The following is a 17,772-nucleotide window of genomic DNA, read 5'->3' on the forward strand; positions in this document are numbered from 1 at the left end:
ATGAGTAAACCAATAGTTGCTATGGTTGGAAGACCTAATGTAGGTAAGTCGACACTTTTTAATAAGTTAGCAGGAAAAAGAATTTCAATAGTACAAGATACGCCAGGGGTTACAAGAGATAGAGTATATGCAGAATCAGAATGGTTAAACAGAAAATTTACTATGATAGATACAGGTGGAATAGAACCTGAAAGTAGTGATGTAATTGTTAAGCAAATGAGAAGACAAGCGCAAATCGCTATAGAAATGGCTGATGTAATAATTTTTGTTGTAGATGGTAAGGAAGGGCTTACTGCAGCAGACCAAGAGGTTGCACAAATGCTTAGAAAAAGCAAAAAGCCTGTGGTTTTAGTAGTCAACAAAATAGATAGATTAGCTTTAGAAGAAAATAGTTATGAATTTTATAATTTAGGAATTGGAGACCCCATAACAATTTCAGCTTCACAAGGCTTAGGACTTGGAGATATGCTAGATGAAGTTGTTAAGTACTTTAATGATCCTTCAGAAGATGAAGAGGATGATGAATATATAAGAATAGCTATGATAGGTAAGCCAAATGTAGGTAAATCATCACTTATAAATAGATTATTAGGTGAAGAAAGAGTTATAGTAAGTAATATTCCAGGAACAACTAGAGATTCAATAGATAGTTATTTAGAAACAGAAGAAGGAAAATTTATTTTAGTTGATACTGCTGGTTTAAGAAGAAAAAGTAAAGTAAAAGAAGAAATAGAGAGATATAGCGTAATTAGAACTTATGCAGCTATAGAAAAGGCTGATGTTGCTATACTTGTAATAGATGCAGAACAAGGAATAAGTGAGCAAGATGAAAAAATAATAGGATATGCTCATGAAATGAATAAAGCTATTATGGTAGTTGTAAACAAATGGGACCTTATTGAAAAAGATGATAAAACTTTAAATAACTATCAAAAGGATTTACAACAAAAACTTAAGTTTATGCCATATGCTAAATATTTATTTATATCAGCCTTAACAGGACAAAGAGTTCACAAGATATTATCAACAGCTAAATATTGTTATGATAACTACTCAAAGAGAGTTTCAACAGGATTATTAAATGATGTTATAAGTAGAGCTGTTTTAATGAAAGAACCACCAGTTGTAGCTTTAAGAAGATTAAAAATATATTATGCAACACAAGTAGCTACAAAACCACCTAAATTTGTTTTCTTTGTAAATGATCCTAATTTACTACATTTTTCTTATGGTAGATATTTAGAGAATCAATTAAGAGAAAGTTTTGATTTTGATGGAACTGGTATAGAAATAGAGTATAGAGCTAGGAAGGAGTAATTTTATGAGTAAAGTGGCTTTTTTAGGAGCAGGAAGTTTTGGTACTTCCTTAGGAATATTATTAGGAAATAAAGGTATTACGGTATCCTTGTGGGATAGAGATGAAAATGTAATAAATGACATTAACGTAAACAGAAGAAATGATAAGTATATAAAAGATTTAAATATTCCTACTAAGGTCACGGCTTATAAAGACTTAGATGAAGCTTTAGAGGGAGCAGATTATGTAGTTCTTGCAGTACCTTCTCATGTTATAAGAACAGCTTGTAAGAATATAAAGGATAAAATATCAGAAGATGTTATTCTTATTAACATAGCTAAGGGTATAGAAGAAGGAACTAATTTAAGATTATCTCAAGTTATAAATGAGGAGCTTCCAAATAACAAGGTAGTAGTTTTATCTGGGCCAAGTCATGCTGAAGAGGTTTCAAAGGGAATCCCTACAACCTTAGTTGCAAGTTCACAATCTATGGAATGTGCAGAAAAAGTTCAAGATTTATTTATGGATAAAAATTTCAGAATATACACAAATGATGATATTGTAGGAGTTGAAATTGGTGGTGCCGTTAAAAACATCATAGCTTTAGCAGCTGGTGTTTGTGATGGTATAGGATATGGAGACAATTCTAAGGCTGCTTTAATGACTAGAGGAATGGCTGAGATAGCTAGAATAGGAGTTAAAATGGGTGGAAAGGCTGAAACTTTCTTTGGACTAACTGGTATGGGAGATTTAATAGTTACTTGTACTAGTATGCATTCAAGAAATAGAAGAGCTGGAATACTTATAGGCCAAGGTAAAACTGCAGAAGAGGCTATTGAAGAAGTAGGTATGGTTGTTGAAGGAATAAAAGCTTGTAAGGCTTTCTATGAATTAAAAGAAAAAGAAGGTGTTACTATGCCTATAACTGATATAGCATATAAAGTTCTATTTAAAGGGGCAAAGGCTAAGGATGCTGTAAGCTTATTAATGGAAAGAGATAAGAAAAAAGAAGAAATTTAAAGTTTTTAAGAGGTAGAAAATTCTACCTCTTTTTATTTTATAAAATAAAAATATATTTTAATTATTTGGAATTTATAGAGGAGTTCTTGAATAAATAATATTAATACATAATATTAGAAAAATAAATTAAGTCCTTAAATAAATTGGTCTTAATTTTAAGGAGAAAATATATTTTTATAAACAGTATACTTTTTCTAGATTTCTAATATATATATATTGTTAATAATATTTGTAGGAGGGTGTATCTTGGAAGATTTCAATATATACAAAGATATAGCAGAGAGGACACAAGGAGATATTTATGTTGGAGTTGTAGGTCCTGTAAGAACAGGTAAATCTACCTTTATAAAAAGATTTATGGATTTAATGGTAATACCTAAAATTGATAACGCTTATAAAAAAGAGAGGGCAAAGGATGAACTGCCACAAAGTGGTTCAGGAAAAACTATTCATACAACAGAGCCTAAATTTGTACCTAATGAAGCTGTTGAAATTTCTTTAGGAGATGGTATTAAATTTAAGGTTAGAATGGTTGATTGTGTTGGATATATTGTAAAGGGTGCTAATGGATATTTTTATGAAGGAGAAAGTAAAAAAGTAAACACTCCTTGGTTTGATTATGAAATTCCTTTTGAAGATGCAGCTGAAATAGGAACTAGAAAAGTTATAACTGACCATTCAACAATAGGATTAGTAGTTACAACAGATGGTACTATAACAGGTATAGACAGAGAAGACTATCTAGATGCAGAAGAGAGAGTTATTGCAGAGTTAAAATCTATAGATAAACCTTTTATATTAGTACTTAATTCCTTAGAACCAAAGGCTGAGGAAACTTTAGATTTAAAAAAAGAGTTAGAAATCAGATATGGAGTTCCAGTTCAAATTATGGATGTAGCTAATATGAATGAAGAGGACATAAATGATTTATTTACAAAAGTACTTAAAGAATTCCCAGTTAAGGAAATCAATATAGACATGCCTTCATGGATTGAAAAACTAGAACCTTCTCATTGGTTAAAGGCTAATTTTATAGACATAGTTAAAGATATGTGTAAAAACATAGAAAAAATTAGAGATGTTAAAGCTCTACTTAGTACTTATGGAGAAGATTTCTTAGGAAATGCTAACATAAGCGAAATGAACTTAGGTGATGGAACAGTAAGAGTTGAGATGACACCTAAAAATGGCATATTCTATAAGATAATAAGTGAAATGTGCAATGAGGAATTAAAGGATGAAAGCGATTTAATAGCTTTAATTAAAGAGTTGCATAAAGCAAAATCTGAATATGATAAGGTAGCAGAGGCTATAACTAGTGTAAAAGAAACTGGATATGGTTTAGTAGCACCACAGTTATCAGAAATGAAATTTGAAAAACCTGATATAGGAAGACAAGGTTCTAAATATGTTGTTAAGCTTAAAGCAAGTGCACCAAGCTTACATTTAATAAAAGCTGATATACAAACAGAGATTTGCCCTATAATGGGAACTGAGAAGGAAACACAAGAAGTGTTTAAAACATTACTTGAACAATTTGAAAGTGACCCTGAAAAGTTATGGCAAAGTAATATGTTTGGAAAATCTTTAGAAACTTTAGTTCAAGAAGGTTTGAGAAGTAAATTATATAAAATGCCAGATGATATTCAAAGTAAGATACAAAAAACTCTTCAAAGAATTATAAATGAAGGGGAAGGAAATTTAATTTGTATTATTTTCTAAATTAGTTTAAATAAATATAACCCATAAGGTTTTAGACTTTATGGGTTTTTTTATTTAAAAAATATTATTAATATATATAATAAAAAATTATTAGTTTTATAAAATTTGTAAAAAGATTATAATTATTAAGAGAAATATTAAATTTTAGGTATAGGAAACTTAAGATAAATAAATTATTTAAAATTTAAGTTATATTTTATACTTTTAAAATAAAATTTGGAGGTGCTCATGAAGAAAATAGCTGTAATTTTTAATGGTGGAACAATATCAATGAAAGTAGATGAGAGGATAAAGGCTGCAGTTCCTAGTTTGACAGGAGAAGAAATAATGGCTATGGTAACAGGTATAGAGAGTTTTGCAACAATAGAATCCCATAGTTTTTCTTCTCTACCGAGTCCTCATATAACTCCTGAAATAATGTTTGAACTATCTAAGTTTATAAATGCTTTAGTTGAAAGAGATGACATAGATGGAGTTGTTGTAACTCATGGAACAGATACCTTAGAGGAAACTTCTTATTTTGTAAGTTTAACAACAAAAACTAGTAAACCTATTGTTTTTACAGGTGCTATGAGAAGTGGTTCAGAATTAGGATATGATGGTCCTGCAAATTTAGCTGCTTCAATATGTACTGCAGCTTCAGAAGAAGCTAAAAATAGAGGGGTTTTAGTTTGCTTTAATGGAGAATTAAATAGTGCATCAGAGGTTACTAAGGCAAATTCAATGGCCTTAAATGCTTTTAGAACTCCAAACTTTGGTCCTATTGGTGTAGTTGATAATAATAAAGTTATATTTGATAGAAAGGTTTTAAGAGAGGATTTTGTTCCTTTAGAAAATGTAGATAAAAAAGTAGCTATTATAAAATGTGCTGCAGGAATGGATGGAGATTTTATATATCATTGTATAGAAAAAGGATATGATGGAATAGTAATTGAAGCCTTAGGTAGAGGAAATGTTCCTCCTACTATGGTTGATGCTATTAGAGAGGCTATTGAAAAAGGAATAGTTGTTGTTTTAACATCTAGATGTTTTGAAGGAAGAGTTAGTGATAGTTATGGGTATTTAGGTGGAGGAAAACATCTTAAAGAATTAGGTGTTATTTTTGGAGAAAGTATGCCAAGTCAGAAGGCAAGAATAAAGCTTTTAACACTTCTTTCTTTCAATAATGATTATAGATACATTAAGCATAGTTTTGAGAAGGAAAGATATTAAAAGCATACATTTAATAAAATAATATAAAAAATATTCGTATTATTATTGAATAATAAACTTAAATAGTGTAAAATAACATTCGTAGACAGACAAAAATATTTTTATTCAGAAAAATGTTCGTGTTTGTAAAGGCGGATTAAATCTATTAGAGTTTTATTCGATAAATGAAAAAGCTATTTTAGGTTTATGAAACTTAAAATAGCTTTTTTTATTATTTTAAATAAAATGGAGGTCTTTATGGAAAATAAGATTCAAGCTTTAGGTAAAAATGAAAACTTAAGAGTTTTACCTGAAAATAAAAGTGAATATAAGAGAGAATTTTTAGCAGGTACAACAAGTTTTTTAGCTATGGCTTATATAATTGCAGTTAATCCATCTATTTTAAGTGCAGCAGGAATGCCAGCTGGTGCAGTAGTTACTGCAACATGTATTTCAGCAGTTATTGGATGTTTAATAATGGGGATTTATGCTAAGCTACCTTTTGGACTAGCTCCTGGTATGGGATTAAATGCATTTTTTACATTTTCAGTAGTTATAGGAATGGGAATTTCTTGGGAAGTAGCTCTTACAGCAGTTTTTGTAGAAGGAATAATATTTATACTTTTATCTTTATTTAAAGTTAGAGAAGCTGTAGTAGATGCAATTCCAATAAATTTAAAATATGCAGTTACAGCAGGAATAGGTCTTTTTATTGCTTTTATAGGTTTTAATGGAGCAGGAATAGTTGTTGGTAATCCAGATACAATGGTAGCTATGGGAGAAGTTGGTCCTAAAATGCTAATTGCTTTAGTAGGACTTTGTATAATAATAATTTTAGAAAAGAAAAAAGTAAAGGGAGCTATGCTAGTTGGTATAGTTGTTTCAACTCTTTTAGCTTGGGGATATGCTTTAATAAATACAGAGGCAGCAGCTAATATGGGGATATACTTACCAGACGGAATATTTAAATTTGAATCTATAGCACCTATAGCTGGTAAAATAGACTTTTCTTACTTATCTTCATCAGAAAATATATTTAACTTTATAACTATAGTATTTACTTTCTTATTTGTGGATTTTTTTGATACAGTAGGAACTTTAATAGGAGTTGCATCAAGAGCTAATATGTTAGATAAAAAAGGAAGAGTGCCTAATGCAGGGAAGGCTTTAATGACAGATGCTGTAGCTACTACAGCAGGGGCATTACTAGGAACATCTACTGTAACAGTTTATGTAGAAAGTGCTACTGGCGTTGAAGAAGGTGGAAGGACTGGTTTAACTGCAATAACAATAGGAGCATTATTTTTTATTGCTATGTTCTTTTCTCCAATATTTGTGGCAGTACCTGCATGTGCAACTGCACCAGCTTTAATATATGTTGGATATTTAATGTTAACTAGTGTATTAAAAATTGATTTTAGTGATATTACAGAGGCGGTTCCAGCTTTCTTAATAATAGCTTTAATGCCTTTAACATATAGCATAGGAGATGGATTAACTATTGGAGTTTTAGCTTATGTTATTTTAAATCTTTTACAAAATATTTTTGCAAAAGATAAGAAGGATAAAAAACCATTATCCTTAGTTATGATAATATTAGCTATTATATTTATAATAAAGCTTTGTATGCCTTTAATTACAAAAATGATGGGATAAAATATTTTAAAATTTAAATAGACTTTGCTATAAGAAATTAAAAAGTTGATTTTAATTTCTTAAGTAAAGTCTATTTTTTATTTTTACTAGGATATTAAAAATAAATGTTAACATTTTGTGAAAAATAACTTGTTATTAATTAGAATTTATATTAATCTATATTTAGATTATTTTCAAGGAGGCTCTCTTTATGGTTAAAAGTATGACTGGTTTTGGGAGAGCAACTAGTGAAGAAGGAAAAGATAAGGTTTTTTCTTTAGAAATGAAAAGTGTAAACCATAGATATTTAGACATCAACATAAGAATGCCAAGAAGTATGGTTTCTTTAGAAGAAAAGGTAAGAAATATGGTTTCTTCTAAACTTAGCAGGGGAAAGGTAGATATCTTTATAAATTATAAGGATTATGCTAAAAATCAAGGGGTTGCACTTTTAAATGAAGACTTAGCTAAAAGTTATGTAAGTGCCTTAAATGATTTAAAATCTTTATTTCCTAATTTACAAGATGATTTAAGTTTATCATTAGTTGCTAAATACCAAGATGTAATAACTATAGAAGAAAAATCAGAAGATTTAGAAGCTATATGGGAAGAAATAAACTCACTACTAAAGATATCTTTAGAAAATATGATTTCTATGAGAAAAGTTGAAGGTGAGAAATTAGCTAATGATATATTAGTTAAATGTAGTTTAATAGAGGAGATAGTATCCTTTATAGAAGAAAAGGCAGAAGTTATTGTGGCTTCTTATAAAGAAAAGTTAGAAGATAGGCTTAAAACTTTATTAGAAGAAATTCCAGTAGATGAAAACAGATTGGCTATGGAAATTGCTGTTTTTGCTGATAAAGTTTCAATTGATGAAGAGATAATAAGACTTAAAAGTCATATAAATCAACTAAGAGAAACTTTAACTTTAGATGAAACAATAGGTAGAAAGCTAGATTTCATAATACAAGAGATGAATAGAGAAGCTAATACAATAGCATCAAAGTCAACTAATTTGGAAATAACCAATAAGGTTATAGATATAAAAAATATTATTGAAAAAATTAGAGAACAAGTGCAAAACATAGAATAATAGGAGGTAGCAAATGAGTATAAAATTAATTAATATTGGTTTTGGTAACATAGTTTCAGCTAATAGATTAGTAGCAATAGTAAGTCCTGAATCAGCACCTATAAAGAGAATCATACAAGAGGCTAGAGATAGAGGTATGCTTATAGATGCAACTTATGGTAGAAGAACAAGAGCCGTAATAATTACAGATTCAGACCATGTAATTCTTTCAGCTGTTCAACCTGAGACAGTGGCTCACAGATTATCAACTAAGGAAGAAGTAGTTGTTGAAGATGATGAATAAGATACATAAAGATAACAGAGGAGTTTTAATAGTTATTTCTGGTCCTTCAGGTGCAGGAAAAGGAACTATTTGTAAAGCTCTATTAGAAAAACATGATGACATATTTATTTCTGTTTCTGCAACAACTAGAAATCCTAGAGTTGGAGAAATTGATGGAGTAAATTATCATTTCTTGACAAAGGAAAAATTTAAAGAAAAAATAGCTGAAGATGATTTTTTAGAGTATGCTGAAGTTTATGGAAATTATTATGGAACACCTAAATCAAGTGTTGAGAAGATGCTTGAAGAAGGAAAAAATGTAATATTAGAAATAGATATACAAGGTGCTTTAAAGGTTAAAGAAAAGGCTACTGATGGAGTGTTTATATTTATTTTACCTCCTTCAATGGAAGAACTTAAACAAAGAATAATAAAAAGAGGTAGTGAAACTCCAGAGAGTTTAATGACAAGATTTAAATCAGCTTATAAAGAAATTAATTATGTGTCAAAATATAATTATGCAGTAGTTAATGATAATGTAGAAGATGCAGTAAAGAAAATAGAAGCTATATTATTAGCTGAAAAGTGTAGAGTAGATAGATTAAAAGAAAATTTATTAGAGTCAAAGGAGGACGAGATGCATGAACAACTCTATGATTAATCCATCAATCGTTGATTTATTAAAAAGGGTAGAAGATAGATATTCTTTAGTAATATTAAGTGCTAAAAGAGCAAGACAAATAATTGACGGTGCTGAAACTTTTGTTGATGTTGATTCAAATAAACCTTTAACAATAGCTATAAATGAAATTGATGAAGGATTTGTAAATTACAAAGATACTGAGGAGAAATAAAAATTATGAAAGATAAGAAATGTGTTGTTTTAGGAGTAAGTGGAGGAATAGCTGTTTATAAAGCTTTAGATGTTATAAGCAGGTTAAGAAAAAAAGGTGTAGAAGTACATGTTATAATGACTAAATCCGCTACTGAGTTTGTAACACCCTTATCTTTTCAATCCTTAAGCCAAAATATGGTTATAACAGATATGTTTGCTGAACCAAAAGCTTGGGAAATACAGCATATATCTCTTGCAAAGAAAGCAGACTTAATGCTTATTGTTCCAGCAACAGCTAACATTATAGGAAAGGTTGCAAATGGAATAGCTGACGATATGTTATCAACAACTATAATGGCAACAAAGGCGCTAGTTGTTTTTTGCCCTGCAATGAATACAAATATGTATGAAAATCCTATAGTTCAAAGAAATATAAGTCTTCTTAAGGAAGTTGGTTATGAATTTATAGAACCAGCTAGTGGAAGATTAGCCTGTGGTGATGAGGGAAAAGGTAAACTTCAAGATACCGAAATTATTGCAGAAGAAATAATGAGAAGGTTACATTCTAATAAGGACTTATTTGGCAAGAAAGTACTTGTTACAGCAGGACCTACTACAGTACCAATAGACCCAGTTAGGATTTTAACAAATAGGTCTTCAGGTAAAATGGGTTATTCAATAGCAGAGGAAGCTAGAGATAGAGGTGCTGATGTTACACTTATATCAGGACCTACATTTTTAAGAAAGCCTTATGGTATTAATGTTATTGATGTAAAAACTAATGAAGAAATGTTTAATGCTATAAAAGAGCATTTTAAAGATTCTGATATTGTTATTAAATCAGCTGCTGTTGCTGATTATAAAAGTAAAAATTATAGCAAAGAAAAAATTAAAAAAGCAGATGAAGATTTAAATTTAGTTTTTGAGAGAGATAGAGATATTCTAAAAACTCTTGGAGAAATGAAAAAGAATCAAATTTTAGTTGGTTTTGCAGCAGAAAGTAGCAATTTAACAGAAAATGCTAAGGGTAAGTTAAAGAAGAAAAATTTAGATTATATTGTTGCAAATGATATAAGTAATTTAGATACTGGTTTTGCTAGCGATGATAATAAAGTTATTATTATAAGTAAGACTGGTGAGGAGTTTTCTTTAGATAAAATGTCTAAAAGAGAAGTTGCAAAGAATATATTTGACATTATAAAAGGGCGCTAAGGGCGCCTTTTTATTCTATACAAATAAGGGTGATTATTTTGGAAAAATTTGCAGAAGTAATTGTAAATAGTGAAGCTGTTACGATTGATAAACCTTTTACATATAAAATTAAAGAAGATTTAGAAAAAAACATAAAGGTTGGACATAGAGTTCTAGTTCCTTTTGGAAAAGGAAATAAAAAAATTGAAGGTTTTGTTTTAAAAATATTAAATCATGTTGAAAATATAAATATAGCATATAAAAGCATATATTCTCTTTGTGATAAAGAACCTCTTTTAAGTGAGGATTCCTTAAAAATTATTAAGTTTTTGAGAGAAAAATATATGTGTAAATATATAGATGCTATAAGGGTTATGATTCCACCTAAAATAATGAGTGGAAATAAAGAGAGAACAAAACAAGTTTTAGTTTTTAATAGCTATAAGGAAGGATTAAGTGAACCTCAAAAACAAGCTTTAGACTTAATCAAAGAAGAAAGTGGAAAATTTACAAAGGCTGAACTTAATAAAAAGCTAAATATATCAATCTATATGATTAATAAATTAATTGATTTAGGTTGTGTTCGTACTTGTGATGTTAGAGTTTTAAGAGAAAATTTAAGAGAGTTTAATTTTTATCCACCTAAGGTATTAAATGAAGAGCAGGTAAAAGCTTATGATAAGATATTAGAAAGTGAAAAAAATATATTTTTATTAAAGGGTGTAACAGGAAGTGGAAAAACAGAAGTTTATATGAATTTAGTAAGCTATATGCTTCTTTTAGAAAAAAGTTCTTTAATATTAGTTCCAGAAATAGCTTTAACTCCTCAAATGATTGAAAGGTTTAAAGGAAGGTTTGGTAAAGATGTAGCTATTTTTCATAGTAGGCTTTCAGATGGAGAAAGATACGATGAGTGGTTTAGGGTTAAAAATAATAAGGTCAAGGTAATTATAGGAGCAAGGTCTGCTATATTTTTACCCTTTAAAGATTTAGGGCTTATAATAGTTGATGAAGAACATGAAAGTAGTTATAAATCAGATATGAACCCTAAATATAATACTATAGAAGTTTGTGAATATTTAAGTTTTATAAAAAATTGTAAAGTTGTTTTAGGTTCTGCAACACCTAGTGTTTCAAGTTTTTATAAAGCGCTTAAGGGAAAATATGAATTAATTGAGCTTAAAAATAGAGTTAATAATGGAAAGCTTCCTAAAGTGAATATTGTTGATATGAGAGAAGAATTAAAATCGAATAATAAGACAATGTTTAGTAGGGAGTTATATTTTAAAGTAAAAGATAGGTTAGAGAAAAAAGAACAAGTTATCTTGTTTTTAAATAGAAGAGGATTTTCTTCCTTTGTTTCTTGTAGAAGTTGTGGTTTTGTGTTTAAATGTAACAATTGTGACATATCTATGACTTATCATAATAATGGAGATTTAGTTTGTCATTACTGTGGAAGAAGAGAAAAGATGCCTAGACTTTGTCCAAAATGTAGTAGTACATATGTCAAGCATTTTGGAACAGGGACAGAAAAGTTAGAAAAGGCAGTTAATACTTATTTTAAAGAAGCGAAAACTTTAAGAATGGATGTAGATACTACAAGAAGAAAAAATTCTCATGAAGAAATATATAATGAGTTTAAAGAAGGAAAAGCAGATATTTTAATAGGAACTCAGATGATAGCTAAAGGATTGGATTTTCCAAAGGTTACTTTAGTTGGAGTAATGGCAGCAGATATGTCTTTAAACTTTCCAGATTATAAATCAAGTGAAAAAACATTTCAGTTAATAACGCAGGTAAGTGGAAGAGCAGGAAGAGGAGAAAATGAAGGAGAGGTAATAATTCAAAGTTATGAACCAAGTCATTATGCTTTAACCTGTGCTAAAGATAATAACTATGAAGGTTTTTTTAAAAAGGAAATTGAAATTAGAAATCTTATGGATTACCCTCCCTTTAAGGATTTATTTTTAATAAATTTAAGTGGTAGAGGAGAAATAAGAGTAAAAGTATTTTCAAAAAAATTAGAGAGTTATCTTCGTAATATATTAAAAGAATATGATAATATATTTATATATGAAGCTTGCCCTTGTTCTATTAGCAAAATAAAAAATGTTTATAGATGGCAAATTTTAATTAAGGGAAGTTTAACTTCTGAGCTATGTGATAAAATAAAAAAAGGGGTTTATGAATTATCTAAAGATGTTTATAATGAGATTAAGATTGGTTTAGATATAAATCCTAATAGTTTAATGTAAGGAGGAGTTTATTTTGGCAATAAGGAACTTAAGATTTAATGAAGATGAGATACTAAGAAAAAAATGTAGAGCAGTTGAAGATATTAATGATAGAATAAAAATCTTAGTAAAAGATATGTTAGATACTATGTATGAAAACAATGGAGTTGGTTTAGCGGCACCTCAAGTTGGAATACTAAAGAGAGTTTTTGTTGTTGATGTTATGGATGGAAAGGGAGCTAAGGTTTTTATAAATCCAGAAATATTAGAAAAAAGTGGAGAACAAATAGATGAAGAAGGATGCTTAAGTTTACCAGGAAGACATAAAGCTGTAAACAGAGCTAATAAAATAAAGATAAAAGCTTTAGATATAGATGGAAATGAATTTGTATTAGAGGCTGAAGAACTTTTAGCAAGAGCTATACAACATGAGTATGATCATTTAGAGGGAGTACTTTTTATAGACCACGAACTTTAAGACTAAGGAGGAATTTGACATGAAGATAGTATTTATGGGAACACCAGAATTTGCGGTACCATCATTAAAAAGTTTGATAAAGGAATTTGGAGTAGAGGCTGTGTTTACTCAACCAGATAGACCAAAGGGAAGAGGAAAAAAATTAGCTATGTCTCCAGTTAAAGAGGTTGCTTTAGAAAATAACATAAAGGTTTATCAACCTTTAAGATTAAAAAATGAACCTGAAACTATAGAAGAATTAAAAAATATGAAACCAGATTTTATTGTGGTGGTAGCTTTTGGTCAAATATTAACTAAAGAAGTTTTAGATATACCTAAATATGGATGTATAAATCTACATGCGTCATTACTTCCTAAGTATAGAGGGGCAGCACCTTTAAATTGGAGTATAATAAAAGGTGAAAAGGTAACAGGAAATACAACAATGCTTATGGATGTAGGCATTGATACTGGTGATATGCTTTTAAAAGATGAAGTTGAAATAACTGATAATATGACAACAGGAGAATTACATGATATCTTAAAAGAAAGAGGCGGAGATTTATTAGTTAAAACAATAAAAGGTATTTTGGAAAATAAAATAGTTCCAGAAAAGCAAGAGGATGAGAAGACTTGTTATGCACCTATGCTTAATAAAGAATTAGCTAAAATTAATTGGAATCTTCCTGCTGAAGATATTCATAATTTAGTTAGAGGATTAAACCCTTGGCCTATAGCTTTAACATCTTATGATGATAAAGTAGTAAAGATATATGAAACAAGAGTTGAAAAAGGAAATAGCAACAAGGAAGCAGGAACTATATTATCTGTAGATAAGACAGGTATTAAGGTTTCAACAGGAAAAGATATACTTGTTATAGAAAAATTACAATTCCCAAATAGTAAACAATTATATGTAGAACAATTTATAAATGGTAACAAGATTGAAATTGGTAAAACTTTAAAATAATTTAAGAGGGTGAGATTATGTTTTATCCGTACAGGATTGATCCAACTTACTTAATACTTATACCAGCAATTTTAATATCAGCTTGGGCTCAATTTAAAGTATCTAGCACTTTTAATAGATATAGTACCGTTAGAAGTAGAAATGGGTATACAGGAGCACAAGTTGCTAGAATTCTTTTAAATGATGCAGGACTTCAAGATGTAGAAATTCAACAAATAGGAGGAAGATTAAGTGACCACTATGACCCAAAGTCAAAGGTTTTAAGGCTTTCTTCAGATGTTTATGGAAGTACATCAGTAGCATCTATAGGAGTAGCTGCTCATGAAGTAGGGCATGCTATACAAGATAAGGAATCTTATGCAGCTTTAGTTTTTAGAAATTCCATAGTTCCTTTAGTTAACTTTTCTTCAAGTTTATCTTGGATTTTATTTATAGTTGGAATATTATTTAGTTTTAAAGGATTAGTAACTATAGGTATAATTTTATTTTCTGTAGTTGTACTTTTTCAACTAGTAACATTACCAGTAGAGTTTAATGCATCTTCAAGAGCTTTAAAACTTTTAGAAGCTAGAGGAATATTATATGATGAGGAAATACAAGGAGCTAAAAAAGTATTAGGAGCAGCAGCTTTAACATATGTTGCAGCAACACTTATGGCTGTTTTACAATTAGTAAGACTTTTCGCTATAAGCGATAGAAATTCAAATGATTAGAGGTTAAAATATATGAATGCAAGAAAAATAATAGTTGAAATATTAGATAATGTTTTATTAAAGGGAGCTTACTCAAATATAGAAATAAATAAGCAATTTGCATCTAATGATATAGATCCAAAGGATAAAGGATTAATAACAGAAGTTGTTTATGGAACTATAAAATACAAAAAAATGATAGATATAATTCTTTCAAATTTTGTAGCTGATATTGGAAAGATAGATGAAAATGTACTTAATATTTTAAGAAGTGCAGTATATCAAATGAAGTTTTTAGACAGGGTGCCACCTTATGCTATAGTTAATGAAGCTGTAAACTTAACTAAGGAAGTTGCACCTAACTTAAGTAAGCTTGTAAATGGAGTTTTAAGAAATTACTTAAGAAATGAAAACAAAAACTTTAAGGTTGGATTAAGAAATAATGAGGCTCTATGCTATGATTTTTCTTTTGACAGATGGATGATAGAAATGTTTATAAAACAATATGGAAAAGAAGATGCTTTAAGAATTCTTAGAGGATTAAACACAGTTCCATATATAACAGTTAGAGTTAATGCACTTAAAGCTGACTATGATGAGGTTTATGAAAGACTTGAAGAAGAAGGATATGATATAGAAGAAGGTGCTTTCTCACCTGAAGCTATTATAATTAAAAAGGGTAGTGCAATAGAAAAGAATAAACTTTATCAAGAAGGTTTAATAACAGTTCAGGATGAAAGCGCAATGTTAGTTGCACCTTTATTTAATTTACAAGGTGAAGAAAAAGTTATGGACTTATGTAGTGCACCAGGAACTAAGGCAACTCATATTGGAGAGTTACTTATGAATAAAGGAGAAGTTGTAGCTTTTGATATTCATGACCATAAGTTAGCTTTAATAAAAGAAAATATAGATAGATTAGGATTAAGCAATATTAAAGTTGAATTAGGAGATGCAACAAAGGTAAACTCTAATTACGTAAATTGGGCAGATAGAGTTTTATTAGATGTTCCTTGTTCAGGACTTGGAATTATAAGAAAGAAACCAGAAATAAAATGGAATAAAAAGAATAATGACTTAACAGAGGTTGTTAAGGTTCAAAAAGAAATTTTAAATAATGCTTGGAATTATTTGAAAAAAGGTGGAGAACTAATTTATTCTACTTGTACTTTAAATAAAAAGGAAAATGAAGAAGTTATAGATTGGTTTGTAGAGAAAAATTCAGATTGCGAAATTGAGAAGATATTTTTAGGTAAGGCAGATAATGTAATATATAACGATAATGGAAGTGTTACAATATTACCTAATAAATATATGGATGGTTTCTTTATTGCTAAGCTTAAGAAAAAATAAAAGTAAAAAGCAAAAAAGATAAACATGGAAGGTGAAACTATATGAAAAACATCTTAGATTTTACATTAGATGAATTAAAAGAATGGATGAAAGAAAATGGAGAAAGTGCCTTTAGAGCAAAGCAAATTTTCGATTGGATATATAAAAAAGAGGTATTTAATTTTGAAGAAATGAAAAATATACCTAAGGCATTAATAAACAAACTTTCAGAAAACTTTTATATAGGAATACCTGAAGTTATAGATTATTTATCCTCTAGTGAGGATGGAACTAGAAAAGTTCTTCTAGCCTTAAGAGATGGAAACATAATAGAATGTGTTATTATGAGATATAAATACGGAAATTCTATTTGTGTTTCCACACAAATAGGTTGTAGGATGGGATGTAAATTCTGTGCATCAACTTTAGAAGGAATGGTAAGAAACTTAACTTCAGGAGAAATATTATCAGAGGTATTAATAGGTCAAAAGCTTTTAGGAGAGAGAATATCTAATATAGTTTTAATGGGAAGTGGAGAGCCTTTAGATAATTATGATAATGTTATGAAGTTTTTAGAAGTTGTAAATGCTGATTATAGTTTAAACATAGGTCAAAGGCATATAACTTTATCAACTTGTGGACTTGTTCCAAAGATTAAAGAAATGGCTGATAAGGAAATGCAAGTTACCTTAGCTATCTCTTTACATGCTGTTTCTGATGAAAAGAGAAGAACTATAATGCCAATAGCTAATAAGTATTCCATAAGTGAAATCTTAGAAGCTTGTAATTATTACATTGAAAAGACAGGAAGAAGAGTAACTTTTGAGTATTCTTTAGTTAGTGGAGTTAATGACACTAAAGAGGATGCTAAAAGTTTAGGAAGACTTTTAAAAGGAATGCTTTGTCATGTCAATTTAATTCCTGTAAATGAAATAAAAGAAAATGAGTTTAAAAGGTCTACTAAAAAAGATATAGAAGTATTTTTAAATACTCTTAAAACCTATGGAATAGAAGCTACAGTAAGAAGAGAAATGGGCTCAGACATAGATGCAGCCTGTGGGCAATTAAGAAGAAGTTATATTAAGTCAAAAGGGTTGAAACTGTAGGGGGAAATTTTATGTTAGGATTTGTAACAGATAAAGGAAATGTTAGAGAATTAAATGAAGACTTTTTGTCTTATTCTAGAGAAGATGAATTTTCAATATATGTAGTTGGCGACGGAATGGGTGGACATAATGCAGGAGAAGTTGCAAGTAAAAGAGCTGTTGAGAGTATAATATCTTTTATTAAAGAGAAATTTTCATTAATACCTATAGAGGATCTTTTAAGAGAAGCTATTTTACATGCTAACAATAAAATATATAATATGAGTAAAGAAAGTTCAGGTTTATCTGGTATGGGTACAACAATAACAGCTATATTAGAAGTTAAAAATATAGTTTATGTTGCCAATGTAGGTGACAGTTCTTGTTTTGGTATTAATGAAAATGGAATAAAAAAACTAACAAAGGATCATTCCTTAGTTCAAGAACTTGTTGATAGTGGTTGTATTACAGAGGGGGAAGCTAGAAACCATCCAAGAAAAAATGTAATAACTAGAGCTATAGGAACTAATTCAAATGTTGATGTAGATGTATTTAAAGTTGACAGAGATGAATATAAGGCATACTTACTTTGTACAGATGGACTAAGTAATGATGTAGAAGAATATGAAATTTGGAAAAAGATAATTAAGGCTGAAAATTTTGATAAAGCATGCAATGAATTAGTAGAAATGGCAAAGGCAAGGGGAGGAAAAGATAATATTACAGTGTTAGTTTTTGGAGGAGAGAAGTAGA

General features: G+C 29.2%; 17 protein-coding genes. All 17 read left to right on the plus strand.

Going from position 1 to position 17,772, the window contains the following annotated elements; genetic code table 11:
* On the plus strand, positions 1–1,317 hold the full coding sequence (gene der, locus AC4FQV_RS02265) for a ribosome biogenesis GTPase Der (RefSeq protein ID WP_491139091.1): 1,317 nt from the start codon (positions 1–3) through the stop codon (positions 1,315–1,317).
* Between the two features lie 4 nt (positions 1,318–1,321).
* Positions 1,322–2,317, plus strand: coding sequence for an NAD(P)H-dependent glycerol-3-phosphate dehydrogenase (locus AC4FQV_RS02270; RefSeq protein ID WP_491164176.1), 996 nt, complete (start codon positions 1,322–1,324; stop codon positions 2,315–2,317).
* A gap of 246 nt (positions 2,318–2,563) precedes the next feature.
* Complete coding sequence (gene spoIVA, locus AC4FQV_RS02275; protein ID WP_491139089.1) at positions 2,564–4,039, plus strand: stage IV sporulation protein A; 1,476 nt, start codon at positions 2,564–2,566, stop codon at positions 4,037–4,039.
* A gap of 228 nt (positions 4,040–4,267) precedes the next feature.
* On the plus strand, positions 4,268–5,251 hold the full coding sequence (locus tag AC4FQV_RS02280; RefSeq protein WP_491139088.1) for an asparaginase: 984 nt from the start codon (positions 4,268–4,270) through the stop codon (positions 5,249–5,251).
* A 237-nt stretch (positions 5,252–5,488) separates the two neighbouring features.
* Positions 5,489–6,886, plus strand: a complete 1,398-nt coding sequence (locus AC4FQV_RS02285) for an NCS2 family permease (RefSeq protein ID WP_491139087.1) — start codon at positions 5,489–5,491, stop codon at positions 6,884–6,886.
* A gap of 190 nt (positions 6,887–7,076) precedes the next feature.
* Complete coding sequence (locus AC4FQV_RS02290; RefSeq protein ID WP_491164178.1) at positions 7,077–7,961, plus strand: YicC/YloC family endoribonuclease; 885 nt, start codon at positions 7,077–7,079, stop codon at positions 7,959–7,961.
* A 13-nt stretch (positions 7,962–7,974) separates the two neighbouring features.
* Positions 7,975–8,244 carry an extracellular matrix/biofilm regulator RemA gene (remA, locus tag AC4FQV_RS02295; protein ID WP_003458433.1) on the plus strand — a complete coding sequence of 90 codons (270 nt, stop codon included), beginning with the start codon at positions 7,975–7,977 and terminating at the stop codon, positions 8,242–8,244.
* Positions 8,234–8,884, plus strand: coding sequence for a guanylate kinase (gene gmk / locus AC4FQV_RS02300; protein ID WP_491139085.1), 651 nt, complete (start codon positions 8,234–8,236; stop codon positions 8,882–8,884). Before remA ends, gmk begins: the two co-directional genes overlap by 11 nt.
* Complete coding sequence (gene rpoZ / locus AC4FQV_RS02305) at positions 8,865–9,077, plus strand: DNA-directed RNA polymerase subunit omega (protein ID WP_491139084.1); 213 nt, start codon at positions 8,865–8,867, stop codon at positions 9,075–9,077. The genes gmk and rpoZ overlap by 20 nt, the downstream gene beginning before the upstream one ends.
* A 5-nt stretch (positions 9,078–9,082) precedes the next feature.
* Positions 9,083–10,270 (plus strand): bifunctional phosphopantothenoylcysteine decarboxylase/phosphopantothenate--cysteine ligase CoaBC, encoded by a 1,188-nt coding sequence (coaBC, locus tag AC4FQV_RS02310; RefSeq protein WP_491164182.1) that lies wholly within the window; start codon positions 9,083–9,085, stop codon positions 10,268–10,270.
* A gap of 38 nt (positions 10,271–10,308) precedes the next feature.
* On the plus strand, positions 10,309–12,504 hold the full coding sequence (gene priA, locus AC4FQV_RS02315) for a primosomal protein N' (protein WP_491164184.1): 2,196 nt from the start codon (positions 10,309–10,311) through the stop codon (positions 12,502–12,504).
* Positions 12,505–12,517: 13 nt separating this feature from the next.
* A complete protein-coding gene (gene def, locus AC4FQV_RS02320; protein ID WP_491139081.1) occupies positions 12,518–12,961 on the plus strand; it encodes a peptide deformylase in 444 nt (147 codons plus the stop codon).
* A gap of 19 nt (positions 12,962–12,980) precedes the next feature.
* Complete coding sequence (gene fmt / locus AC4FQV_RS02325; protein ID WP_491139080.1) at positions 12,981–13,910, plus strand: methionyl-tRNA formyltransferase; 930 nt, start codon at positions 12,981–12,983, stop codon at positions 13,908–13,910.
* A gap of 17 nt (positions 13,911–13,927) precedes the next feature.
* On the plus strand, positions 13,928–14,623 hold the full coding sequence (locus AC4FQV_RS02330) for a zinc metallopeptidase (RefSeq protein ID WP_491164187.1): 696 nt from the start codon (positions 13,928–13,930) through the stop codon (positions 14,621–14,623).
* Between the two features lie 12 nt (positions 14,624–14,635).
* Positions 14,636–15,955 (plus strand): 16S rRNA (cytosine(967)-C(5))-methyltransferase RsmB, encoded by a 1,320-nt coding sequence (rsmB, locus tag AC4FQV_RS02335; protein ID WP_491164190.1) that lies wholly within the window; start codon positions 14,636–14,638, stop codon positions 15,953–15,955.
* A 41-nt stretch (positions 15,956–15,996) separates the two neighbouring features.
* Positions 15,997–17,040 carry a dual-specificity RNA methyltransferase RlmN gene (gene rlmN, locus AC4FQV_RS02340; RefSeq protein WP_491139077.1) on the plus strand — a complete coding sequence of 348 codons (1,044 nt, stop codon included), beginning with the start codon at positions 15,997–15,999 and terminating at the stop codon, positions 17,038–17,040.
* Between the two features lie 11 nt (positions 17,041–17,051).
* Positions 17,052–17,771: a Stp1/IreP family PP2C-type Ser/Thr phosphatase gene (locus tag AC4FQV_RS02345; RefSeq protein ID WP_491139076.1), complete on the plus strand. Its 720-nt coding sequence runs from the start codon at positions 17,052–17,054 to the stop codon at positions 17,769–17,771.
* Position 17,772 lies beyond the last annotated feature (1 nt).

It is taken from the genome of Clostridium sp. TJA038 (assembly GCF_058310255.1).